Source organism: Curtobacterium sp. MCPF17_001, assembly GCF_003234615.1.
Lineage (GTDB): Bacteria > Actinomycetota > Actinomycetes > Actinomycetales > Microbacteriaceae > Curtobacterium.
Window position 1 is genome coordinate 153,284 of sequence record NZ_QKSL01000004.1, and the last position, 23,371, is coordinate 176,654.

The following is a 23,371-nucleotide window of genomic DNA, read 5'->3' on the forward strand; positions in this document are numbered from 1 at the left end:
CGACGACTCGGGGGGGAACCGTGAGCAGGCAGGCACTCGGCGCGCTCGGCTCGGCTCTCGTCCCGAGTGCCCTCGCCGCCCGACTGGAGGCCCACCCCGACTCCCAGCGTGCGTTCCGTGCCGCGCGCCACAGCTTCATCGACGGCGCCCGTATCGACATGGGGGCGCTCGCGTCGTCGCTCGGGGTCGACCGCACCTCGCTGTTCCGCTGGGTCGGGAACCGCGACCAACTGCTCTCGGAGATCCTCTGGTCGCTCGCCGTCCCCACGCTCGACGCCGCCGGCCGTGCCGCAGCCGCGTCGGGAGCAGCGCGGATCGTCGACGTCCTCGACCGGTTCACGGCGGACCTGATCCGGGCGCCGTACTTCCGGGCGTTCCTGACCCGGGAGCCCGCTCGTGCACTGCGCCTGCTCACGACGACGGACAGTGACGTCCAGCGGCGGTTCGTGGCGGTCGTCGCCTCCCTGATCGCCACGGAGCAGCACGCCGGCGCGTTCGACCCGGCACCGCTCTCCCCCGAGGAACTCGGACGGCTGCTCGTGCGTGTCTCGGAGTCGTTCACCTACGCGGACCTGATCTCCGGCGAGACGCCGGACCCCGAGCGGGCGCGCACGACGTTCGAGTACATCCTGCGTCCCACCCGGTGAACGGGCGGAGCGACCGGACAGCTGACCGCCCGCTACCGGAAGCCGTTCTCCTCGAGGAGGTACCGCGGCAATCCGTGTCCGGTGCAGCGGTCACGACGGCGGACGCCCCGGAGGACGTCACGCACGTGCTCGCCACACCCGGTCCAGGTGGACTTCCCGCACACCGGGCACTGCGCTGACTCACACATGCACCCGTTGTAGCGACACCGACCCCGGAGCGCTCCGAGGCCGGCGTCGATCGGCTACCCGCGCTGCCGTCGGCGACAGCAGTCGTCAGATGAGGTCGTCGGACAGGTGGTTCGGCGTGCCGAACCGATGCGCCGTGATGGACACCGCCTGCTCGCGGAGGAACGGCAGCATCTCGATGCGTCCGGCCTCGGTCACCGGCTCGGCGTACACGGCGAGGTCCGGTCCGCCGTTCGTTCCGACGGCGAGCGCAGCGGCGTCCCCGGCGATGAGTCGGACACGCGTGGACGGGCCGGCAGCGATCCGGGCGGCGAACGTCTCGTCCGACTCGGTCTGCCGCACGGACTCGACGAGCGGGAGCCCGCGGAGCGCGGTGGCCACCGCTTCCGGGAGCGCGGCGGCCGTGGAGACCTGGACGGAGGTGCCCGCACGGAGCGCCGCGGCGACGACCCGTACGAGGCCGTCGACGTCCGACTCACCCTCGGCAGGCGAGGCCAGGCGGACGTGGACGCCCGGGAACGGCAGGTACCGGAAGACGTTGCGCTCGGCGGAGAGTGCGGACACGTCGGCTGCGGTCCCGAATTCCGAGGTCCACGCGAGTTCGTCGGACGCGATCGCACGGTCGACGGACTCGGACGCCACACCCGTCGCCCGGACGAAGGCCGACACGTCCGACGACGGCGTCGAGCCAGCGCGGGCGACGGCGGGCTCCCACGAGCCGAGGCCGACCAGGTAGTTCACGCCACCGGCCTTCGTGCCCGCGCCGACCGCGGACTTCTTCCACCCACCGAACGGCTGGCGGCGGACGATCGCGCCGGTGATGCTGCGGTTCACGTAGAGGTTGCCCGCCTGGATGCGACGGAGCCACGTGCCGATCTCGCCCGGGTCCAGGGAGTGCAGACCCGAGGTCAGGCCGTAGTCGACCTCGTTGACGATGTCGATGGCTTCGTCCAGGGTCTCGGCGGTCATGACGCCGAGGATCGGGCCGAAGTACTCGGTGCGGTGGTAGTCCGAGCCCCGCCGGACGCCCTGCCGGACACCGGGGCTCCAGAGCTTCCCGGTCTCGTCGAGCTGCTTCGGCTCGACCGCCCAGGACTCCCCCGCACCGAGCGTCGTCAGGCCGTCGAGCAGCTTGCCCGATGCCGGTTCGATGATCGGCCCCATCTGGGTCGTCGGGTCGGTCGGGTAGCCGATGGTCAGCGAGGACACGGCGTCGAGGAGCTGGTTGCGGAAGCGCTTGGACTTCGCGACCGAGCCGACCATGACGACGAGCGACGCGGCCGAGCACTTCTGCCCCGCGTGGCCGAAGGCCGAGGCGACGACGTCCTTCACGGCGAGGTCGAGGTCCGCCGACGGGGTCACGATGACGGCGTTCTTGCCGGACGTCTCGGCGAGCAGCGGCAGGTCGGGACGGAAGGACCGGAACAGCTCGGCCGTCTCGTACGCGCCGGTCAGGATCACGCGGTCGACGAGCGGCGACGCGATGAGGTCCTTGCCGAGCTCGGACTCCTCGACGTCGAGGAACGCCAGGACGTCGGCCGGTGCACCGTGCGCGTCGAGGGCGGTCTCGATGACCGACGCCAGGACGGCACCGCTGCGCGCGGCCGGCGGCGCGGGCTTCAGCACGACGGCGGACCCGGCTGCCAACGCGGCCAGCGTCGACCCGGCCGGGATCGCCACGGGGAAGTTCCACGGCGGGGTGACCAGCGTCAGGGCCACCGGGGTGAAGGAGGCGCCGTCGACGGTGTCGAGGGAGGCCGCGAGTTCGCCGTAGAAGTGCGCGAAGTCGATCGCCTCGGACACCTCCGGGTCGGCCTGGTCGATGGTCTTGCCGGTCTCCGACGCCATCACCTCGATGAGGGCGGCGCGGTTCGCCTCCAAGGCGTCGCCGACGGCGTGCAAGACCGCGCCGCGGGCGGCACCCGACCACGAACCCCAGGTCGTGCCCGCGGCACGGACGCGCCGCAGGGCGGACTCGAGGGTCGAGGCGGAGGTGATCCGGGCCTCCCGGACGGCCGAGACCCCGAGCGTCGACGAGGCGATGCGGGCGGTGATGCCGGCGCCCCACTCGCGGACCGATCCGACGGACGGGTCACTGTCCGGCGTGTTCTCGAAGTGGCCGGGCGCCGGGCGGTCGACGGCGGCGTACCGGTCCGCGACGCGGTGCGGTGCCGGGGCGTCGAGTCCGCCGGGCAGGGCGAGCGGTGCCAGCGAGTCGCGGAAGCGGGCTTCCTCGCGGGCGAAGAGCGTCGGGGAGGACGCGAGCGAGAACACCGCGGACATGAAGTTGTCCTGCGACGCGCCCTCTTCGAGACGGCGGATCAAGTAGGCGATCGCGACGTCGAACTCCCCCGGGTGCACGACCGGCGTGTAGAGCAGCAGCGAACCGACGGTCTTCTTCACCGCGGCGGCCTGCCCCTGCGCCATGCCGAGGAGCATCTCGAACTCGATGCCGTCCCGGACTCCGCGCTGCCCGGCCAGCAGCCAGGCGTGCGCGACGTCGAACAGGTTGTGCCCGGCGACGCCGACCCGGACGTTCGCGATGCGCTCCGGCGTCAGCGCCCAGTCGAGCACGCGCTTGTAGTTCGTGTCCGAGTCCTGCTTGGTGTGCCAGGTCGCGAGCGGCCACCCGTGCACCGACGCCTCGACCTGCTCCATCGGCAGGTTCGCGCCCTTGACCAGGCGGACCTTGATGTCGGCTCCCCCTCGGGCACGACGGGCGGCGGACCACTCCTGCAGGTGCTCCATGGCGGCGAGCGCGTCGGGCAGGTAGGCCTGCAGCACGATCCCCGCTTCGAGGTCGGCGAACTGCGGCTCGTCGAGGAGCTTCGTGAAGACCGCGATGGTGAGGTCGAGGTCCTTGTACTCCTCCATGTCGAGGTTGATGAACTTCCTCGGCGATGCCGCTGCGGCGCGCTCGAACAGCGGGCGGAGCTGCTCGACGATGTCGTCGACGGCGTGGTCGAACGCCCATGGCGAGTGCGGATGGACCGTCGAGGAGACCTTGATCGAGACGTAGTCGACGTCGTCACGGCTGAGGAGCGCGTGGGTGCCGGCGAGACGCCGTGCGGCTTCGCGTTCGCCGAGCACGGCTTCGCCGAGCAGGTTCACGTTGAGGCGGACGCCGTCCTGCTTGATCCCCGCGATCGCGGGGCCGAGCTTCGCGTCCGTCGCGTCGACGATGAGGTGGCCGACCATGTTCCGCAGCACCCGTCGGGCGATCGGCACGACGACGGTCGGGAGGCTCGGTGCCAGTCCGCCACCGAGGCGCACCAGTCCGCGGAGCGCGGCGGGCAGGAACCCGGGTGCGTCCGGCGCGATGGCGCGGAGCTTGCGGGCCGCGACGGCGAGGTCCTCGGGGCGGACGACGCCGTCCACGAAGCCGACGGCGAAGGCGAGGCCCTTCGGGTCGGCGAGGACGCCAGCGAGCTGCTTCGCGGAGCCGTCGACGGGGTACGTCTCGGCCTCGGCGAGCCACTGTCGGACGAGCGCGACGGACGCGTCGGCGAGGTCGTCGTGGACGGTCGGGGCGGCAGCGTCGGAGCGCGGCTGGACGTCGGTCATGGGGACAGTGTGACGGGCGCTCTTTCGGTAGCGGAAGCAACCGTTCCTGATGCATTCCGTTCAGCTCAGCTACGCTTTCGACATGCTCGACGTCCGTCGCCTGGTGCTCCTCCGCGAGCTGTCGATCCGGGGCACGGTCGCAGCCGTCGCCGAGGCGATGAACTTCACCCCGTCGGCGGTGTCGCAGCAGCTCGCCGTGCTCGAGCGCGAGGCCGGCGTCCAGCTGCTCCGCCGTGCCGGGAGACGCCTGCAACTCACGCCGCAGGCCGAGGTGCTGGTAGCGGCAGCGGGCGAGGTGCTCGACACCCTGGAGCGTGCGCAGGCCTCGGTCGAGTCGACGCTGACGAGTGTGCAGGGGCGCATCCGGGTCGCGGTGTTCCAGTCGGCCGCGCTCGCGCTGATGCCGTCCGCGCTCCGCACGATGGCGCTCGAGCACCCCGACGTCCGGGTCGAGATGGTGCAGCGCGAACCGGAGACAGCGCTCAACGAGACCTGGGCTAGGGACTTCGACATGGTGATCGCCGAGCAGTACCCGGCGCACGCGGCACCGCGGTTCCCGGGCCTCGACCGGCGCGACCTGACGACGGACCCGGTGCGGTTGGCGCTGCCGCCGGTGGCGACGGCGCTCTGGCCGGTGGCCTCGCTCGAGGAGGCCGCGACGCTGCCGTGGGTGATGGAACCACGTGGTGCAGCCTCCCGGCACTTCGCCGAGCAGACCTGCCGACGTGCCGGCTTCGAACCCGACGTCCGGTACGAGACCGCCGACCTGCAGGCGCAGATCCGGCTCATCGAGTCCGGCAACGCGGTGGCCCTGATGCCGGACCTGGTCTGGGCCGGCCGGTCGACGAGTTGCCGACTGCTCGAGCTGCCGGAACCGGGACGCCGGACGCTCTTCACGGCGCAGCGCATCGCGAGCGCCGAGTCCCCGGCGGTGTCGGCGTTCCGGGCGGCGCTCGAGCGGGCGGCCGGCGCTCCCCGATCCTGAGGGCACCATGTCGGGAAATCCCCGATCATGACGGGTTTCCGAGCACTTTTTCCGTGACGGTTTCGTGACCATCCCGGACGGTTCCGCGACACTTCTGCGCCGTACGCTCTGGCCACGGGCCAGCCACTGGGCGGCCCGCTCGCACGTCATCCCAGGGGGGAACCCAATGCACAAGACCTGCCTGTCGCCGATCCACCGGATCGCGGCCATCGGCTCCGCCGTCGCCATCGTCGCGGCGTCCTCAGCGTTCGGCATCGGCGTCAGCGTCAGCAGCGCCTCCGCTGACGAGTCGGTGCCGGACACGAGTGTCGTGATGTCCACGGGCGCCGACGCGGCCACCGGGGTCGGCGCGACCACCGGGGTCGGCGCGACCACCGGGGTCGGCTCGCCAGCGACCGGTCCGACCGATCCGGCGGTCGGCTCGACCTCGGGTGCCGACGCTGCGCCGGGAGAGACCGGCCGCGATCACGGTGTACCCACTCCGGCAGCCACGCCCGCGCCGACAACGACACCGGCTGCACCGGCTGCACCGGCTGCACCGGCTGCACCGACCGTCCCTCGCGCAGCAGCGACGACCACGACCGTCACGCCGGTGGCCGTCACGCCGGTGGCCGTGACGCCGACCGCAGCCGCCGCCCCGTCCGCGACCGCAGCCGGCACCGTCGCGATCACCGGGACGGCCACGACCTGGCACACGCTCCGCGCCGTGACCGACGGCTGGCCTGCCGGCACGACCTTCGCCTACCAGTGGACCCTGTCGGGGCCGGTCGTCGGGACGCGCGTCATCGCCGGCGCCACGAGCGACACGTACGTGCTCGGCCACCCGGACGCGACGAGCGACCTGACCGTCGCGGTCACCGGCACCGCACCGGGCGAGGACCCGACGACCGTCACCAGCGCCCCGGTCCACGCGGACTTCAACGACGAGACGACGTTCACCGGCGCAGGTGTCCGCGAGCTCACGGCTCATGCCGGCGAGACGATCTCGGTGCCGATCCAGGCGCTGACCGGCGACCAGGGAAGCCTCCGGTACGGCGTGAGCTCGTCGGCCGACGGTCCGATCGACGCCGCAGCCCTCCCCGCGGGGCTGACACTGTCCAGCGACGGCGTGCTCTCCGGGTCCACCACGACGGCCCAGGTCGTCGACTTCTGGGTCCTGGCCCGGACCTCCCAGGAACCCGCGGGAGCGCCCGGGCAGCACGTGCAGCTGACGGTGGGCCTGGCGGCGGACACGCAACTACGAGCCTTCGTGACGGACTATGACCCGCCGCACTCCCGCTCCTGGACGGTGTCGGCCGACGGGACGACGGAGTACCTCGACGCGCTCTCGGACGACCAGGCGCCGGCGTCCACGCCCATCACGTCGACGGTGGGCTCGACCATCACCGTGAACACCGGCCTGGTCGACCGCTACGGCAACCGCCAGCCGATCCCGGTCATCGACGACGACTGGGCTTCCTCGGTCGCCGGTGACACGCTCGGCAAGTACGACCCGGGCACGGCGGTCACGTTCTCCTCGCCCGGCGTCCGGACGCTCACGGGGACCGCCCCCGACGGCCGGACGATCAGCTTCACGGTCGGCGTGGCGGCGACGGCAACGACTGCCACCCCGACGACCCCCGCGGCCGCCGGTGGCACCGCGTCCGGAACGGGCAGCCCCGGCAGTGGCTCGGCGCCGTCCGGCCACCTCGCCTTCACGGGTGCCGACGAGACCGGGCCGATCGCCTGGGCCCTCGGTCTGCTGGCGGCCGGAGCGGCGCTCCTCGTGGCACGGGTGCGTCGACGTCGAGCCTGAACGAGCAGCTGGAGGGGCGTGTCCGAGTCGGGCACGCCCCTCCAGTGCGCCCCGGGGCACCCCGGGGCACCCCGGGGCACCCCGGGGCACCCGTCGGAACACCGGAGCCAGCTCCATCCGACCGAGCGGCGCGATCCTGAGGGCACCATGTCGGGAAATCCCCGATCATGACGGGTTTCTCGGCACGTTTTCCGTGACGGTTTCGTGACCGTGTCGACCGGTTCCGCGGCCTCTGCGGACCCTACGATCTGGCTACGGGCACGCCATCGGGCAGCCCGGCCACACGTCATCCCAGGGGGGAACCCAATGCACAAGACCTGCCTGCCGCCGATCCACCGGATCGCGGCCATCGGCTCCGCCGTCGCCATCGTCGCGGCGTCCTCAGCGTTCGGCATCGGGGCGGTCAGCGCCTCGGCCGACGAGCTCGCACCGAACGCTGCCGTCGGGACGTCCACCAGCGTCGACGCACCGGCCGACGGCCCGACCGCCGACTCGGCTGCGGGCCCGGCGAGCGCTGCTGCGGGCACCCCGGCCGCGACGACCCCGCCGGCCCCGACGGCCACGCCCGCAGCGCCGACGCTCCCGGAGGCTGCTGTCCCGGCCACCGTCGCCCCCGCTGCGGCGACGCCCACGCCGAGCGCGGACGCCCCGACGGCGACCCCTGCCGGCACGGTCGCGATCGTCGGCACGACCCGCGCCTGGCAGACCATCTCCGCGGACACGGCCGGCTGGCCGGCGGGCACGACCTTCACGTACCGGTGGGACTTCCACCACCCGGTCCTCGCGAACCGCGACCAGGGCACCCAGCGGACCTACGTCGTGGACCCGGAGCAGGCCGACGGCACCTTCACGGTCACCGTCACCGGCACGGCTCCCGGCATGACGCCGACGTCGGTCACCAGTGCACCGAGCAGCACGGTCGTCGTCGAGGACTCCGACCGGCGGTTCATCTACGGCCAGCGCGTCGTCCCGGTGACCAGCGGTGAGCCCTTCTCCGTCGACCTCGCTCCCGTTGACAACCCCGACCTGTCCTTCTTCGTGAACGGCTCCATCAGCGGCACCGCGGACCCGAGCGTGCTGCCCGCGGGCGTGACCCTCTCGGAGGACGGGGTGCTCTCCGGGACCCTCGAATCCTCGACGCCGCTCCGCGACCAGATCTGGGTCCACGTCACGACGCCGTACCACCCGGGCGGTGGGCTGTCGGAGCGGATCCTGCTGTCCGTCGCCCCGGCGGAGGACGACGGCGGGCTGTCCTTCACCGGCGGCACGACCGAGGACCACGCCGTCCAGCTCCTCGCGCAGGCCGGCAAGGCGTTCTCGCACACGTTCCAGGCTTCCGGAGGGCCCGTCGACGAGCCGGTGCGCTACTCGATCGTGCGGCCGGACGGGCAGCCGTTCCCGGCCTCGGACATCGGCGCCTCGTTCCCGGCGGGCATCACGCTGGACCCGACCACCGGGGTGCTCAGCGGCACGGACACCCAGGCGGCCCACTACACGTTCGCCGTCGTCGCGACCTCCGGCGAACAGACCGCCACGCAGTACGTCGACCTCCGCACGGCCCCCGCTCCGGCGGTCGGTGCCCTCGTGACGGTGACCCGCCCCGGGGACCTGCGGGAGCAGCGCACCTGGACGATCCAGCCCGACGGCTCGGTGGAGACCACCTGGTTCCCGAACGGACCGCAGCACGACATCGAGCGGACGACCGGTGGCCGCCCGACCGTCCCGCAGGGCGGCACGCTGCGGATCGCAGCGGCGCCGGTCGACGCCTTCGGCAACATCACGGTCCCGCTGGACGGCGACTGGGACGGCAGGACGCCCGACACCGTGACGAGTGACGTCGCTTCGGACGTGGTCGAGCGGGCCGGGTGGAACGCGGACGTCACGTTCCCGCACGCGTCGACGCACACGTTGACCGTCACGAGCCAGGGTGTCTCGACCACGTTCCCCGTCACCGTCGTCCCGTCCGCCGGCACCACCGGCACCGGCACCGGCACCACCGGCAGCCTCGCCTTCACGGGCGCCGACACGACGGGTCCGATCGCCTGGGGCCTCGGCCTGCTCGCGTCCGGTGTGGCGCTGCTCACCCTGCGCGCACGGCGTCGTCGGGCCTGAGCCACGAACGACGAGGGGCGTGCCCGACCCGGACGCGCCCCTCGTCCGTGTGCGCCGAGTGCCGTGTGCGCCGAACTCCGTGCGCGCCGAGCGCCTTGCGGGAAACCGCACACTCCCCCCAACTCGGGTCACATTCGGATATTCGGAACCGATCGGTTCACCCTTTACCAATACGATCCGACCACGTCGGGGATTCTCGGCTGATTCATACGTTCCGGCATCTGACCGGACATGGACCCTGGGGGAACCCGTGCACCGCAGCACCGCCTTCGTCCGACGCGCTTGCGCCGTCGGCACCGCAACTGCTCTGATCGGCCTGACGACCGGTCTCGGCGTCATGACCGCTACCACCGCGTACGCCGCCGAGGCTCCGGCCGACACCGCCGCGACCGCGCCGGCCGTCTCGGGTGGCGACTCGACCGCCCCGACTGCTCCGGGCCTCCCGGCCGACGCGGGGACGGCCGCCGGCGCGCCCACCGGCACCGCGCCGACCGCTCCGCCGGTCGCGGACCCGACGAGCCCCGCACCCACGGCGACGCCGGCCCCGACCGCTGGCGATGCACCCACCGGCACCACGCCGACGGCTGCCGCGCCCACCGCTGCGGCTCCGGTCGCCCCCACGGCAGTCTCGACCGCCACGGTCAAGCTCTCCGGTACCGCCAAGGTCGGCTCGACGCTCGTCGCGACGACCTCCGGCTTCACCAAGCCCACCTCGTTCTCGTACCTCTGGTCCGTCGGCGGCGTCGCCACCGACATAGACGACGGCAGCTACGTCGTCCAGCCGGGCGACGTCACGAAGGTCGTCACCGTCACGGTCACGAACACGCTGCGTGACGACTCCGTCGAGGTCGCGTCCGCGAAGTCGGCCGCCGTCACCCAGGACCCGGTGTTCGTCGACGCGGCCGGCAAGCCGGTCACCGCCGGTCTCGACCCGGACGGGGAGCGTTTCGCGCTCGACACCACCGCCGGCGAGGCGTTCTCGTACACGTTCCGGGCCACGGGATCGCCGGCACCGACCTTCGCGCTCGCCTGGGCCTACCCGGATGAGGCCGAGGACGACGGCGAGGAGCCCGAGGGCACGCCGGACGACCAGCTGCCCGACGGCATCACGTTCGACGCAGCGACCGGCGTCCTGTCCGGTACGACCGAAGACGCGCTGTACAGCGAGTTCGCCGTCACCGCGACCAGCGGCGGTACGACCGTCACGCAGTACGTCGAGCTGAACGTCGACGCAGCGGCTGCGGCCGGCGTGCAGGTCTTCTCGGCCGACCGCGCTTCGTTCCTCCAGTATGTGAAGAGCGGCGTCGACGACGACGGGCCCACGGACGGCACGCTGACGAGCTGGATCATCGATGCACGTGGCCACGTCACGACCGAGATCGAGAAGTACCACTTCGCGTCCGACAGCTGGGAGAGCGAGACGACCGACATCGACGGTGGCCGTCCGACCGTCAAGCAGGGCGGCACGCTCCTCGTCAACGGCGACCTGGTCGACCGGTTCGGCAATGCGGTGACCGACGAGGACGGCAACTCGCCGGAGCTCGCCATCACCTCGGACATCGCCTCCGACGTCGTCCGCGAAGACCCCGACCTCGGTGATTACGGCAACTTCCTGAACGTGACCTTCCCGCACGCCTCGGTCCACAACCTGACGGCGGCCGCCGGCGACTTCGCGACGAGCTTCGCCGTCGAGGTCGTCCCCACCGCGACCGCCCCGGTCTCGACTCCCCCGGTGGTCACGCCCCCGGTGGCAGCCGCGCCGATCGGCACCGTCCCGGTCCGCACCGCCGCGCACGCGCATGGCCGCCTGGCCTACACGGGTACGGACGCGACCGACTCCCTGCCCTGGGCGCTCGGCATGCTCGCCGCCGGTGCGGCACTGGTGGGCCTGCGCACCGTCCGCCGACGCGCGCAGCGCTGATCCGGACGGGAGGCTCCTCCCGCGGCCCCGTCGATCCCTCCACGGATCGGCGGGGCCGTTCCGTCGTCCACAGGTCGGTGACGCGCATCTCCCGGACCGGACGGCGCGGCTAGCGTTGGAGCCATGCCGAGCCTGCTGCACATCGATTCCTCCGCCGACCTGTCCCATTCCCGCTCCCGCGCCCTGACCGCTGCCTTCGCGGCTGCATGGCGAGCCCGCGGCCCGGAGTACACGGTCGTCCGCCGCGACCTGCACGTGGACCCGCTGCCGCACCTCGAGACGTCGGCGCTGCACTGGGCTGCAGCTGACCGCACGGCAGAGGAGTCCGTACCCGACGCGGCCGAGCGGCTACGCCAGGACGTCATCGACGAACTGCTGGCCGCCGACGTCGTCGTGATCGGTTCACCGCTGTACAACTACACGGTGCCGTCCAGCCTCAAGGCCTGGCTCGACCGCGTGCACATCCCCGGCGTGCTCGTCCCCGGCCCCGACGGCACGCCGCAGCCCCTCGCCGGGCGTCCCGTCGTGACCGTCGTCAGTCGCGGTGGCACGTACGAGGCGGGGACGCCGACGGAGCACTGGGACCATGCGTCGCCGGTGCTCGACATCATCCTCGGCACGGCACTCGGCATGAAGGTGCACCCCGTCGTGGTCAGTGCGACCCTCGCCGACCGGCTGCCCGGACTCGCACCGTTGGCCGAGCACGCCGCTGCCGAGTTCGCGGATGCACGGGTGGTCATGGAACGCCTGGCGACGACGCTCGGCTGACTTCCCGAGCAGCTGACGTGTGCTCAGGCTCGGCGGAGTTCTCCGGCGCGTCCGAGCAGGTCGGCGTGGAACACCGTCTGGCTCAGGGCGCTCGCCAGAAGATAGCCGGACATGGACTCGATGCCGCCGCTGAACGGCACGCGTGACGCCACCTCGAACACCGTCGGGCGGTCCAGGGTGTCCAGCGCGTCGGCGACGTGGCGGGTCCGCTCGTCGCGGTGCGCGGCCAGCACCCGAGCCCGGGCGACCACGTCGTGGAACCGGTACTCGTGGCCCGGGCAGACCTCCAGCCCGGCGTACGGCTCGAGGGCGGCCAAGGAGTCGAGCGAGTCCCGCAGGGGGTTCGAGTCGGTCCGCCCACCCAGGCCGATGCCGGAGTTGATCCTGGGCAGGACGTGGTCGCCCGTGAACAGCAGGCCGTCCCGCTCGTCGACGAAGCAGACGTGGCCACCGGTGTGGCCCGGGGTCCACAGCACACGGAGGTCCCGGCCTGGGATCGGCAGTCGCTCGCCGTCATGGAGCAGCAGGTCGGCGAACGGCGCCTCGACGGTCCCCTGCCCGAGCTGCCGACCGGAGCCCCACACCGCCAGGACACCGTCCAACCGGTCGTCGGGGACTCCCCAGGTCCGGGCGTCCCGCTCGTTCTGCTCGGCATCGGCACGGGCGTGCTGGAGGGCACGGACCTCGGCCGGGTGCATCGCGATCGGGGCTCCTGAACGGCGACGGAGCGCAGCGGCGGCGCCGAGGTGGTCGGCGTGCAGGTGGGTGACCGCGACCAGGGTGACGTCCTCCACCCCGCGTCCGATCGTCCGGAGGCCCTCGGTCAGGACGTCGAGTTCGCCGCCGTCGCTCCAGCCGGGGTCGATCACCGCGAGCGCCCCGTCGTCCCCGGCGACGACGTAGACCAGCGTGGCGTCGGGCACACCACCGCGGAACGGGACCGCGAGCGTCCAGATGCCGGGGCGGACCTCCTCGACGGGTGGCAGCTCACCTGCGGCGAGCGCCGCGGCCTGCACGGGGCTGACGGGCGACGGGTTCGACACGCGACCAGCGTAGTGAGCACGGGCCGAGCGGGCGGGGCGGCCGCGCACCGTGCCTCCAGGCCGTCGTCGGCGACGAGCGCGTAGACAGGCGGCATGGAGACCATCGCGCCCATGCTCGCCAAGGCCGTCGCCGCCGTCCCGGATCCGGACAGCGTCACCGGCGGACTGCGGTACGAGCCGAAGTGGGACGGCTTCCGCGGCATCGTGACGATCGACGGCGACGACGTCGAGATCGGCAGCCGCGGGGCGAAGCCGCTCACCCGCTACTTCCCCGAACTGGTCGAGGCGTTCCACGCGCAGTTCGGCGGCCGCCCGGGCCGGGTCGTCCTGGACGGCGAGGTGATCGTGCGGTCCGGGGAGCCCGGGCACGAGAAGCTCGACTGGGAAGCGCTGTCCCAACGGATCCACCCGGCGGCTTCACGCATCGCGAAGCTCTCGGTCGAGACGCCGGCGCAGTTCGTGGCGTTCGACCTGCTGCACGTGGACGGGGAGGACCTGACCTCCCGCCCGTTCGACGACCGACGGGCGGCCCTCGAGTCCCTCGGCGCCGATCTGACCGATCCCCTCTTCGTGACCCGGACCACGCTCGACGTCGAGACGGCCCGTCGATGGCTCACGTCGTTCGAGGGCGCAGGCCTGGACGGGGTCGTCGCGAAGCCGCGGCAGCGTCCGTACGAGCCGAACAAGCGCACCATGCTCAAGGTCAAGCACCACCGCGAGGCCGACGTCGTCGCGGTCGGCTACCGGGTGCACAAGAGCGGGACGGGCGTCGGCTCGCTGCTGCTCGGGCTGTACGACGAGGACGGTGAACTGCGGATGGTCGGCGGCGTCTCGGCGTTCTCCGACAAGCGTCGGCGTGAACTGGTGGACGAACTCGAACCGCTCGTCGAGCGGGACGCGGACGGGAGGCCCGTCACCGGTGACGGCGAACGGTCGCGGTTCTCGTCGGGTCGCGACACGTCGTTCGTCCGGCTCGCGCCGGAACGGGTGCTCGAGGTCCGGTACGACCAGATGGAGGGTGACCGCTTCCGCCATACGGTGCAGTTCGCCCGGTGGCGGCCAGATCGGCAGGCTCGCTCGTGCGGGTTCGACCAGCTCGAGGTGCCGGCGGCGTACGACCTCGACGACGTCCTGAGCTGACATTGCCCGCCCCCACGAACGGGGGTGGAGTTGTCCATTTGGCGCTCGCTCGTCATCAGTAGTTAGCCGAACTAGTGATTGTGTGGAAGCATTCGAGACATCAGGGAAACGGTGGTTCTCCACCCCCTCGAGATCATGGATCGGAGTGGACATGAGCAACGAGATCCTCGTTCGCCGAGCACAGCGCAACCCTCTCAGCGAGGTCCGCGAAGCACGTCACCAGCGTGCCCTGCAGACCAGCGCGATCATCAGCGGGATCGCAGGCGTCACCGCCGCCGCGCTCGCCTTCGTCACGATCGGCCTGGGCGCATGATCGTCCTCGACGGCATCACGCAGGGCAACCGCCGGACCTGGTCCCGCCTGACCCGGCTGCACACGGCGACGGTCGGGTTGCCGCTGCAGACCTCCCGCGTCGACGACGACGACCTGCGCCGCGAGGACTCCTCCTCGCTCATCTGAGCAGGTCCTCCCGGACGAGCTGGTGCGCGCTCAGGCCTTCTTGGCCCGTGACGGCTGCACGCGCGGCGGCTCGCCCGGCATCTTCGGGAAGTCGGGCGGGAACGGCAGTTCGCCGAGACCATGCTCCAGGTCGCGCCGCCACCACTCGAGCAGTGGGTCGATGCTCCGGGGTTCGGCTGACATCGACTCCCACGGGTCCCCGGTCGTGTCGAGCCTCGTGGGCACGGTCAGGATCGTGAACGCCGTCGGGTCGGCGTCATCGAGTTCGTTCCAGGCCAGCGGCGTCGACACCGCCGCGTTCGGCAGCGCGCGCGGGCTGTAGGCGCCGGCCATCGTCCGGTCGCGGTTCGCCTGGTTGAAGTCGACGAAGATCCGTGAGCCGCGCTCCTCCTTCCACCAGGCGGTCGTGACCTGCTCGGGCATCCGCCGTTCGAGTTCGCGGGCGGCGGCGATCACCGCGTGTCGGACGTCCAGGAACTCGTACGCCGGCTCGATCGGGGCGAAGACGTGCAGTCCACGGTTGCCGCTGGTCTTCACCCACGCCTCCAGTCCGACCTCGGCCAGGACCTTCCGCAACTCGTGCGCGGCGGGGACGGCGTCGTGGAAGTCCGTGCCCGGCTGCGGGTCCAGGTCGACGCGGAGCTGGTCCGGGTGGTCGCTGTCCTCCGCTCGGGAGGCCCAGGGGTGGAACACGACGGTGTTCATCTGCGCTGCCCACACCGCGACGGCCGGTTCGTCGATCACCAGCTGCGGGTGGCTCCGGGCGCTCGGGTAGGTGACCGTCACCGCCCGCACGTACTCGGGAGCGCCCTTCGGCGGGTTCTTAGAGAAGAACTGCTCCCCGTCGACGCCGTCCGGGAACCGCTGCAGCGAGATCGGTCGGTCGCCGTTGGCACGGACGAAGCCGTCCCCCACGGCCACCAGGTACCGAGCCAGATCGAGCTTGGTGATGCCGAGGTCCGGCCACAGCACGCGGGACGGACTGGAGATCCGGACCTCCCGCTCGCCGTCGGGTCCGGGCACGGTGAGCGTCGTCGCCGGTGTCGCCATGCAGCGGAACCTACTCCGACGACGGGAGCACGGGACGGACCGGGACCGGACCCGGCAGGATGGACCGGTGACCGCGTACCTCGGGGTGGACCTGGCCTGGGGCCTCGGCACCGAACGACGTGCTCCGAACGAGACCGGTCTGGCCGCGCTCGACGGGGACGGCCGGGTGACGGACGCCGGTTGGGCCCGCGGTGTCGACGAGGTCACCGCCTGGATCGCCGAACGGCTCGGCCCCCGGACCCTGATCGCAGTCGACGCGTCGCTCGTCGTCACCAACCCGACGGGTGTCCGCGAGGCCGAACGCCAGGTCGGGCAGCGGTACGGCCGGTGGAAGGTGGCCGCGAACCCGACCAACCTGGCCTCGGCCGCGAGCGCCGGGGCGCGGATGCTCGACCGGCTGACTGCCCTGGGCGTGACCTACGTCAGTGACACCGCTGCCATGCGCGCCCGGACCGTCCCGGCGGTGTTCGAGTGCTACCCGTACACGACGCTCGTCGGGGTGGAGGAGTTCGGCTACGACGACGAACGGCCCCGCTACAAGCGGCTCGACACGTCCGTACCCCCGGCCGTCGCACGGCAGCGCCGGGCGGAGGCGTTCGACGAACTCGTCCGGCGCATGCGCACCACGGTGTTCGACCCACCGCTCGACCTCGACGCGCACCCGCTCACCCGCGACCTCCGCGACCCGTCCGTGCTGCACGGGCCGACGCACAAGCACCGCGAGGACCTGCTCGACGGCGTCCTCTGCGCCTGGACGGCCTCCTTCTGGGAGCGACACGGTGACGAACGGGTGCAGGTGCTGGGTGGCGATCCGGGCCTCCCGTCCGACCCGCTCGACGCGCAGGGCCGGTTGCCGGCCCTCGTCGCCCCCGCGCGCCGGACGCAGCGTCCCGCTCGCTAGGCTGGGCCGGTGAGCACCACGACCGAACCGTTGCGCATCGGGCTGGTCTCGTTGCACACCTCCCCCGGCGACGAACCCGGATCCGGTGAGGTCGGCGGCATGAACGTCGTGGTCCGCCACCAGGCCGAAGCCCTGGCAGACCGCGGTCACCAGGTCGACATCATCACCCGCCGCTCGGCGCCGACGCAGCCGGACTCCGTCGCCCTCGTGCCCGGCGTGTGCCTGCGGTTCCTGTCGGCCGGTCCCGCCGAGCCGGTCCCCAAGGGCGAGCACGACGCCTTCATCGAACCGTTCCGCCGGGGCCTGACCGCGCTCGGGCCGTTCGACGTCCTGCACTCGCACCACTGGTTCTCCGGCGCCGCGGCCCTGCCCGTCGCCCGCGACCGCGGCGTGCCGCACGTCCAGTCGTTCCACTCGATCGCCGCTGACAGCGCGACACCGCTCTCCGAGGGTGAGCGCCCGGAGTCCGCTGGTCGGATGGCCGGCGAAGAACGCCTCGCGCGCGAGTCCGACGCCGTGGTCGTCGTCAGCGAAGCCGAGGCCCACACGGTCCGCGCCCGACTCGGCGGCGACCCCGCGCGCGTCTGGATCGTGCCGCCGGGGGTCGACGGGTCGGTGTTCCGACCGGCCAGCATCGGCGCACGCCGGGCGACCGCCCCCTACGTGGTCGCCGCGGCCCGCGTGCAGCCGCTCAAGGGCCTCGACCTGGCGATCGAGGCCATCGCCGGGATCGACCAGGAGGCCCGCCCCACCCTCGTCATCGCCGGGGACGCCTCGAGCGAAGCGGGCGACCACGTGACCGAACTGCGTCGGCTCGCCGAGTCGCGGGGCATCGCCGACCGCGTCACCTTCATCGGACCCCAGTCGCGTGCCGACCTGGCGTTCCTGTTCCGCGGAGCAGCGGCCGTGCTCGTGCCGTCGCACTCCGAGACGTACGGCCTGGTGGCGCTCGAGGGCTCCGCATCCGGGGTGCCCGTCGTGGCCGCCGCCGCCGGAGGCCTCCGCGAAGCCGTGGTCGACGGCGAGACCGGGGTGGTCCTCGAGTCCCGCGACCCCGCGGTCTGGGCATCGGAGATCCAGCGCATCCTGACCGAGCCGGAGTACGCCGCTGCCCTGGCCTCGGCCGGGCGGGAGCACGCCGAACGTCTCAGCTGGGAGCGGTCGGCGGCCGGACTCGAGCAGGTCTACCTGCGGGTCCTCGGGCGCTGACGGAGCTGCTCGTGTCGGACTCGGTGCTCGACCCCGCGCTCGACCTCACCGCGTTCTGGGACGCCCTCAACGGCGTGCCGACCGCTGCCGATGCCGAGGCGCTGTTCGTCGCCGGCGGTGCTTCGGGCCCGGGCTCGCCCGCGGCCGGTGCGCTGCGGCGAGCGAACCTCGACCGCTACCTGCGGCGCTTCGGGCCCGCCGCCGACACGATCCTGGTCGCCGAGGCACCCGGCTGGCGCGGCATGACGAACACCGGCATCCCGTTCACGAGCATGCGGGAGTTGCAGGACCCCGACGGGCTGTTCGCCGACGTGCCCTTCTCGCTGCCGCCCGAGCCGACGGCCCCGTGGGAGGCGTCCTCGCGGGTCGTGCACGCTGCGCTGCGCGGCTGGCACGGCCCCCTGCCGGTGCTCTGGGCCGTGTTCCCGCACCATCCGTTCGTCGCCCCGGACCGGCTGACGAACCGGACGCCGCGTCCGGCCGAGGTCCGCGACGGCGCCCCGGTCGCGCTCGCGCTGGCCGAGGCGGTGGGTGCCCGGCGGTTCGTCGCGGTCGGTCGGAAGGCGCAGGGAGCACTCGCGAGCGCCGGCATCGACGCGATCGCGGTCCGGCACCCGGCACAGGGCGGTGCGACCCAGTTCACCCAGCAGTTGGCGGCACTGCGCTGACGCAGCCGGTCGCCGTGCCGGTCAGGCCGACCGGACCTCGACGCCCTTCGCGGCGAGCGCGTCGGACACGTGCGCCGGCAGCGGAGCCGCCGCGTAGACGACCTTGAGCGACGGCAGGTCGACGAGGTCGTCCCAGTTCTGCGGGTCGTAGCGGTCGTCGGAGCCATCCCACCCCGGGTGCAGGTCCTGCAGGATCTCGAGGTCCGAGTCGACGGTCAGTTCGGTGACCAGGTCGAGCTGCGATGGCAGCAGGTCGAGGTCGTCGTAGTACTCACGGGCCCGGTCGTCCTGGCCGTCCACGTCCTCGTCGTCCACCACCGCGTCCTCGTCGTCGTCGTCCCCGTCGTAGGGCTCGATGACGTCCAGGTCGTAGCAGAGCACGTCGAGGACGAGCAGCTTCGCGTTGAAGTCCGCGAACTCGATCGGTTCTTCGGTGGTCGTCGACGCCTCGTCCATGCAGGGCAGCGTATCGACCGACCGCTGACCCTGTCCGCGCCGACCGATTTTGCTGTGGGACTGGACAGGAACGGCTCAGCAGGAACAGGGTGATGCATGGCGACCACGACGAAGACCGAGCGCGACCCGGGGCAGCAGACCGAGCTCCGCCGTGTGATCGGTCCGAAACTCCTGCTCCTGTTCATCGTCGGGGACATCCTCGGCACCGGCGTGTACGCCCTCACCGGGCAGGTCGCGGCCGAGGTCGGCGGGGCCGCGTGGCTGCCGTTCCTCATCGCGTTCTCGGTGGCGTTGCTCACGGCGTTCTCGTACCTCGAGCTCGTGACGAAGTACCCGCAGACGGCGGGTGCGGCGCTCTACGTGCACAGGGCGTTCGGTGTCCACTTCGTCACGTTCATCGTGACGTTCATCGTGATGTGTTCCGGCATCACCTCGGCGTCGACGGCGTCCCGGGCCTTCGCCGCGAACCTCGGCGTCGGATTCGGCCTGGAGCTGCCGAACACAGTCGTGATGCTCATCGCGATGGGCTTCATGCTCGCCGTGATGGCGGTGAACTTCCGCGGCGTCAGCGAGAGCGTGAAGACGAACGTGGTGCTGACCCTCGTCGAGCTCTCGGGTCTGGTTCTCGTGATCCTGGTCGGTTTCACCGCGATCGCCGGCGGCAACGCGGACTTCTCGCGCGTGGTGATGTTCGAGACGCCCGAGGACAAGAGCCTGCTGCTGAGCATCTCGACCGCGACGTCGTTGGCCTTCTTCGCGATGGTCGGTTTCGAGGACTCGGTGAACATGGCCGAGGAGACCAAGGACCCGTCGCGGATCTTCCCCCGCGTCATGCTGACGGGCCTCGGCATCACCGCCGTGATCTACGTCCTGGTGTCGATCTGCGCCGTGGCCGTCGTGCCGATCGGTGAGCTGGCCGGCAACGAGACGCCGCTGGTCACCGTCGTGCAGACCGCCGCACCGGACTTCCCGATCGGTGCCGTCCTGCCGTTCATCTCGATGTTCGCCGTCGCCAACACCGCGCTGATCAACATGATGATGGCGTCCCGGCTGCTGTACGGCATGAGCAAGCAGGGCGTGCTGCCGGCCTTCCTCGGCCGGGTCTCGCCCGCGCGCCGCACCCCGTCGAACGCCATCGTCTTCACGACCCTGATCTCGCTGGCCCTGATCGGCTGGGTGTCGCTCGACCCGGAGTCGCCGATCGTGGTGATCCTCGGCGGGACGACCTCGCTGCTGCTGCTCGCGGTGTTCGCGGTGGTGAACACCTCGGTGCTGGTGCTCCGCCGCGACCGGGTCGGCCACCGGCACTTCAAGGCCGGGGTCGTGATCCCGGTGATCGGCATCGTCGCCTGCCTGTGGCTCGTGCTGCCGTTCTCGTCCGGCCGCGCGTGGGAGCAGTACCAGATCGCCGGTGCGCTGCTGGCGCTCGGCATCGTGCTCTGGCTCGTGACGTGGTTCACCCACGGCCGGAAGACCACCGAGAAGGCGCCGACCGGAGTCGTCACGGAACCGACTGCCGTGCAGCGGGACGCCCGGGAGGACCACGATCGCTGACACCGGCCGCTGACACCCGCCGCTGACCCGCTCCACCGCGACCAGGCATGAGGCCCGGCACCCCACGGGTGCCGGGCCTCTCTGGCTACCGGACGTCAGCTCCGGCGGGCCGGCATCCCGAGGGGACCGGGCGTGCGCTCGACGGCACGGACGGCCAGCGCACGCATCCAGTCGAGTCGCTTGCCCGGCCACCCGTGCACCACGACCGTCCACTGCTCCGGCAGCGCCGACGCCCCGGCGAGCGCCCCGGCCAGTCCGCCGGTGATCGCGGCGACGGTGTCGGTGTCCCCGCCGCCGCGGACCGCACGTTCGAGGGTGTCCACGACGCCGTCGCCGAGGGTGATCGCGGCGACCGCGGCCTGCAGCGACGCGACGACCCATCCGTTGCGGGCGGTGTGGTCCTCGGGTGTCGAGGACTCGGCCTCGGCGATCCGGTCGAGCCACAGGGTCCGGCGCTCCCGCGGCAGCATCGGCACACCGCGTCGGACGTCGAGCCGGCCCCGGCGGATCGCGTGCCGGATCGCCACGGTCCAGAGGACGCAGGCGTCCCCGGCGTCGTCCTCGTGGTGGGTGAGGTCGCTGACCCGTCGGGCGGCGACGGCGAGGGACTTCTTCGCGCCGTCACCGAGGAACCCGAGCACGAGTGGCGTCGTCCGCATCAGCGACCCGTTGCCCGCCGACTGCCCGTTCTGCTCGTGCACGGCGCGGGCGGCGGCCTTCGCGGCGTCCTCGGTGTTGGCCGACATCCGCCCGAGCACCGCCCGGGTCTGCGCACCGACGTCCGGCGCGTCCTGCGCCCAGTCGGACCACGCCGCGAGCAACCGCCCGTGGGTGCGGGGTTCGTTCCACCGGGCGCCGTTCGCGACCGCTTCCAGCACCGGGATCGCCATGCTGGTGTCGTCGGTCCACTCCCCCGGTTCCCACCCGAAGGGGCCGCCGCCGCGCATCTCGACGGGGCGGTCGGCGGCCAGTGCCGGGCCGAACTCGTACGGTGCCCCCAGGGCGTCCCCGCACGCACTCGCCAACACGGCGCCGAGCGCCCGGTCCTGCATCGCTGTGTCCATGGTTCCCTCCGCGCTCCACGCTAGTGCCGCGAACCGGGGGCATGTCGGCACGTGTGTCGTCCAGTCGGAACGCCTAGCCTCGTCGTACCGGACCCCGGTCCGGACCGCTCCGGCCCGTCGAGGCCCCCGCCCCGCTCCACCTGACGAAGGACCGCACCATGCGCCGTGCCGGCATCGCACTCGCGTCGGTGTTCGGCGTCGGTGTGGTCGCCGCGGTGATCGGGGTCATCGTCCTGATCGTCGTCGCGGTGAACTCGTTGAGCGGGCTGGCGTCGTCCTCGGCGACGCCCCGGGCGCTCACCTGCCCGGCCGCGGCTGCGCAGACCGTCGGTGGCGTCGTGGTGCCGGCAGGGCCGGTCGGTGGTTTCTGTCAGGACCGTCTGGTGAACGCCGCGCAGGTGATCCGGGCCGCTCGCGAGCTCGGCATCGGCCCGCACACCCAGGCGGTCGGCGTGATGACCGCGATCGGCGAGTCCGGGCTCGTGAACCTGGACCGTGGCGACGCCGTCGGTCCGGACAGCCGCGGGATCTTCCAGCAGCGGGACAACGGTGCCTGGGGCACGTACGAGCAGCGGATGGACCCGTACACCGCGGCGTCGATGTTCTACGCGAAGCTCGTCAAAGTGCCCGGGTGGAAGACCATGACGCCGACGCAGATGGCACACGCGGTGCAGGTGAACGCCGACCCCGACCACTACGCGAAGTACTGGCCGACGGCGAAGCGCGTGGTCGAGGGTCTGACCGGCGAGACCGTACCGGACACAGCGCCCCAGAACTGACAGGCACAGAACTGACCGGCACAACGCCGACAGGCACAGTGCTGACAGGCGCGGGGCTGCGCCCGGGCCGTTCACGCCGCTGCCGAAGCGACCGGCTCGTCGTCGTCGAGCTCCACCATCGACGCCCCGTCGTCGTGCACCACGACCTGCCCGCGGAGCCGTACATCGTGTTCGTCGAGGGTGCAGGCCATCGCGTCGACCCATTCCCAGTCGACCGGGAACAACCCCGTGGCACCCGGCCGTTCCCAGGCGAGGACGACCTCCGCCGCGCCGACCTGTCGGACGACGTCCTCGACCAGGGCGCCGAAGTCCTCGACCTGGTCGTCGGGTTGGTACGGCAGGTCGGCGACGGGCAGCACGAGCTGCACCGGGATGCCGCGGTCGCTGAGGAACAGCACCCAGCACTGTCGTCGGACAGGGGTCTCGAGGAGTGCGACGACGAGGTCGACCACGTCGTCGTCGGTACGGACTGCGGTTCGCTCGAGTCGCTCGAGCACGTCGGTGTCTGGCATGGCCCCAGCCTCGCCGTCCACCCTGCTCCCGAGGGCGCCGGAGCCGTCCGCTGTGGACAACAGCCGCCGTGCCCGGGGATGTGCAGGACCGATCAGATCCCGATCGAGACCGCCCCGCCGGCCAGCAGCCGTGCCACGACGAAGACCACCACGAGCACCCCGAGACCGAGGAGCGCCACCGGCCAGGTCAGCCGCCGGCGCACCAGCCGGAGCACACACAGCACGAGGGTGACGAGGAACACCAGGGCGACGACCACCGGGCCGAGCGTCACGACCGTGCCGCCGAGCCCTTCGTCGCACCGGTTGCCGGGCGCGTCGCACGACCCGAACGAGAGCGCCATGAACTGGATCCCGCGACTCGCGACGACGGTCGCCACCGCACCGAGCAGCAGCAGGACGACGGTCGCGACCACGTCGGCGACGCGACGGCCGCCGCGCAGCCCGGGACGGGCCTCCCGGCCGCCGACAGGATCCGGACCGGACCGCCCGTCGTCGCCCGCGCGTGTCACGACCGACCCCCGGTCACGGTGCCGGCCAGGACGGAGACGGTGGCCAGGA

At 72.2% G+C, this 23,371-nt stretch carries 21 protein-coding genes; 14 read left to right on the forward strand and 7 right to left on the reverse strand.

Features of this window, described 5'->3' with window-relative positions:
* The first annotated feature begins 20 nt into the window (after positions 1 to 20).
* Positions 21 to 647, forward strand: coding sequence for a QsdR family transcriptional regulator (locus tag DEJ24_RS05750; protein WP_258374735.1), 627 nt, complete (start codon positions 21 to 23; stop codon positions 645 to 647).
* Positions 648 to 920: 273 nt separating this feature from the next.
* Here the strand turns inward: DEJ24_RS05750 and DEJ24_RS05755 are convergent, their stop codons facing one another.
* On the reverse strand, positions 921 to 4,397 hold the full coding sequence (locus DEJ24_RS05755) for a proline dehydrogenase family protein (protein WP_111077674.1): 3,477 nt from the start codon (positions 4,395 to 4,397) through the stop codon (positions 921 to 923).
* Positions 4,398 to 4,479: 82 nt separating this feature from the next.
* Between DEJ24_RS05755 and DEJ24_RS05760 the strand changes: the two genes are divergently transcribed.
* From DEJ24_RS05760 to DEJ24_RS05780, 5 genes are all read left to right on the forward strand, one after another.
* Positions 4,480 to 5,382: a LysR substrate-binding domain-containing protein gene (locus DEJ24_RS05760; protein ID WP_111077675.1), complete on the forward strand. Its 903-nt coding sequence runs from the start codon at positions 4,480 to 4,482 to the stop codon at positions 5,380 to 5,382.
* A gap of 166 nt (positions 5,383 to 5,548) precedes the next feature.
* Complete coding sequence (locus DEJ24_RS05765; RefSeq protein WP_111077676.1) at positions 5,549 to 7,177, forward strand: hypothetical protein; 1,629 nt, start codon at positions 5,549 to 5,551, stop codon at positions 7,175 to 7,177.
* 306 nt (positions 7,178 to 7,483) lie between these two features.
* Positions 7,484 to 9,289 carry a putative Ig domain-containing protein gene (locus DEJ24_RS05770; protein WP_111077677.1) on the forward strand — a complete coding sequence of 602 codons (1,806 nt, stop codon included), beginning with the start codon at positions 7,484 to 7,486 and terminating at the stop codon, positions 9,287 to 9,289.
* Between the two features lie 250 nt (positions 9,290 to 9,539).
* Positions 9,540 to 11,210, forward strand: a complete 1,671-nt coding sequence (locus tag DEJ24_RS05775) for a putative Ig domain-containing protein (protein WP_111077678.1) — start codon at positions 9,540 to 9,542, stop codon at positions 11,208 to 11,210.
* Positions 11,211 to 11,333: 123 nt separating this feature from the next.
* Complete coding sequence (locus tag DEJ24_RS05780; RefSeq protein ID WP_111077679.1) at positions 11,334 to 11,978, forward strand: FMN-dependent NADH-azoreductase; 645 nt, start codon at positions 11,334 to 11,336, stop codon at positions 11,976 to 11,978.
* A gap of 23 nt (positions 11,979 to 12,001) precedes the next feature.
* Here the strand turns inward: DEJ24_RS05780 and DEJ24_RS05785 are convergent, their stop codons facing one another.
* Positions 12,002 to 13,021 carry an MBL fold metallo-hydrolase gene (locus DEJ24_RS05785; RefSeq protein WP_181436530.1) on the reverse strand — a complete coding sequence of 340 codons (1,020 nt, stop codon included), beginning with the start codon at positions 13,019 to 13,021 and terminating at the stop codon, positions 12,002 to 12,004.
* Between the two features lie 93 nt (positions 13,022 to 13,114).
* Between DEJ24_RS05785 and DEJ24_RS05790 the strand changes: the two genes are divergently transcribed.
* From DEJ24_RS05790 to DEJ24_RS16810, 3 genes are all read left to right on the forward strand, one after another.
* The gene (locus tag DEJ24_RS05790) at positions 13,115 to 14,161 is read left to right on the forward strand and encodes an ATP-dependent DNA ligase (RefSeq protein WP_111077680.1); all 1,047 of its coding nucleotides are present in this window, start codon (positions 13,115 to 13,117) and stop codon (positions 14,159 to 14,161) included.
* Between the two features lie 151 nt (positions 14,162 to 14,312).
* Positions 14,313 to 14,474 (forward strand): hypothetical protein, encoded by a 162-nt coding sequence (locus DEJ24_RS16805; RefSeq protein ID WP_166779260.1) that lies wholly within the window; start codon positions 14,313 to 14,315, stop codon positions 14,472 to 14,474.
* A complete protein-coding gene (locus DEJ24_RS16810; RefSeq protein ID WP_181436531.1) occupies positions 14,471 to 14,620 on the forward strand; it encodes a hypothetical protein in 150 nt (49 codons plus the stop codon). The genes DEJ24_RS16805 and DEJ24_RS16810 overlap by 4 nt, the downstream gene beginning before the upstream one ends.
* 30 nt (positions 14,621 to 14,650) lie before the next feature.
* On the opposite strand, the gene ligD is transcribed toward DEJ24_RS16810, so the two are convergent.
* The gene (gene ligD / locus DEJ24_RS05795) at positions 14,651 to 15,670 is read right to left on the reverse strand and encodes a non-homologous end-joining DNA ligase (protein WP_111077681.1); all 1,020 of its coding nucleotides are present in this window, start codon (positions 15,668 to 15,670) and stop codon (positions 14,651 to 14,653) included.
* 67 nt (positions 15,671 to 15,737) lie between these two features.
* Between ligD and DEJ24_RS05800 the strand changes: the two genes are divergently transcribed.
* The 3 genes from DEJ24_RS05800 to DEJ24_RS05810 are packed head-to-tail and all read left to right on the forward strand — an operon-like array spanning position 15,738 to position 18,448.
* Entirely contained in the window at positions 15,738 to 16,571 is an 834-nt protein-coding gene (locus tag DEJ24_RS05800) for a DUF429 domain-containing protein (RefSeq protein WP_181436532.1), read from the forward strand.
* A 9-nt stretch (positions 16,572 to 16,580) separates the two neighbouring features.
* Positions 16,581 to 17,780 (forward strand): glycosyltransferase, encoded by a 1,200-nt coding sequence (locus tag DEJ24_RS05805; RefSeq protein WP_111077683.1) that lies wholly within the window; start codon positions 16,581 to 16,583, stop codon positions 17,778 to 17,780.
* 11 nt (positions 17,781 to 17,791) lie between these two features.
* A complete protein-coding gene (locus tag DEJ24_RS05810) occupies positions 17,792 to 18,448 on the forward strand; it encodes a uracil-DNA glycosylase (RefSeq protein ID WP_258374736.1) in 657 nt (218 codons plus the stop codon).
* Positions 18,449 to 18,469: 21 nt separating this feature from the next.
* On the opposite strand, the gene DEJ24_RS05815 is transcribed toward DEJ24_RS05810, so the two are convergent.
* Complete coding sequence (locus DEJ24_RS05815; protein ID WP_110903040.1) at positions 18,470 to 18,904, reverse strand: DUF6892 domain-containing protein; 435 nt, start codon at positions 18,902 to 18,904, stop codon at positions 18,470 to 18,472.
* A 96-nt stretch (positions 18,905 to 19,000) separates the two neighbouring features.
* Here DEJ24_RS05815 and DEJ24_RS05820 point away from each other — a divergent pair, with 96 nt between their 5' ends.
* Positions 19,001 to 20,458 carry an APC family permease gene (locus DEJ24_RS05820; protein WP_111077684.1) on the forward strand — a complete coding sequence of 486 codons (1,458 nt, stop codon included), beginning with the start codon at positions 19,001 to 19,003 and terminating at the stop codon, positions 20,456 to 20,458.
* 95 nt (positions 20,459 to 20,553) lie between these two features.
* Here the strand turns inward: DEJ24_RS05820 and DEJ24_RS05825 are convergent, their stop codons facing one another.
* A complete protein-coding gene (locus tag DEJ24_RS05825) occupies positions 20,554 to 21,522 on the reverse strand; it encodes an ADP-ribosylglycohydrolase family protein (RefSeq protein ID WP_111077685.1) in 969 nt (322 codons plus the stop codon).
* 158 nt (positions 21,523 to 21,680) lie between these two features.
* On the opposite strand from DEJ24_RS05825, the gene DEJ24_RS05830 reads away from it, so the two are divergent.
* Positions 21,681 to 22,301 (forward strand): hypothetical protein, encoded by a 621-nt coding sequence (locus tag DEJ24_RS05830; protein ID WP_111077686.1) that lies wholly within the window; start codon positions 21,681 to 21,683, stop codon positions 22,299 to 22,301.
* Between the two features lie 71 nt (positions 22,302 to 22,372).
* On the opposite strand, the gene DEJ24_RS05835 is transcribed toward DEJ24_RS05830, so the two are convergent.
* Positions 22,373 to 22,813, reverse strand: a complete 441-nt coding sequence (locus DEJ24_RS05835) for a hypothetical protein (RefSeq protein ID WP_111077687.1) — start codon at positions 22,811 to 22,813, stop codon at positions 22,373 to 22,375.
* 92 nt (positions 22,814 to 22,905) lie between these two features.
* A complete protein-coding gene (locus tag DEJ24_RS17365; protein ID WP_146244566.1) occupies positions 22,906 to 23,226 on the reverse strand; it encodes a hypothetical protein in 321 nt (106 codons plus the stop codon).
* Positions 23,227 to 23,371 lie beyond the last annotated feature (145 nt).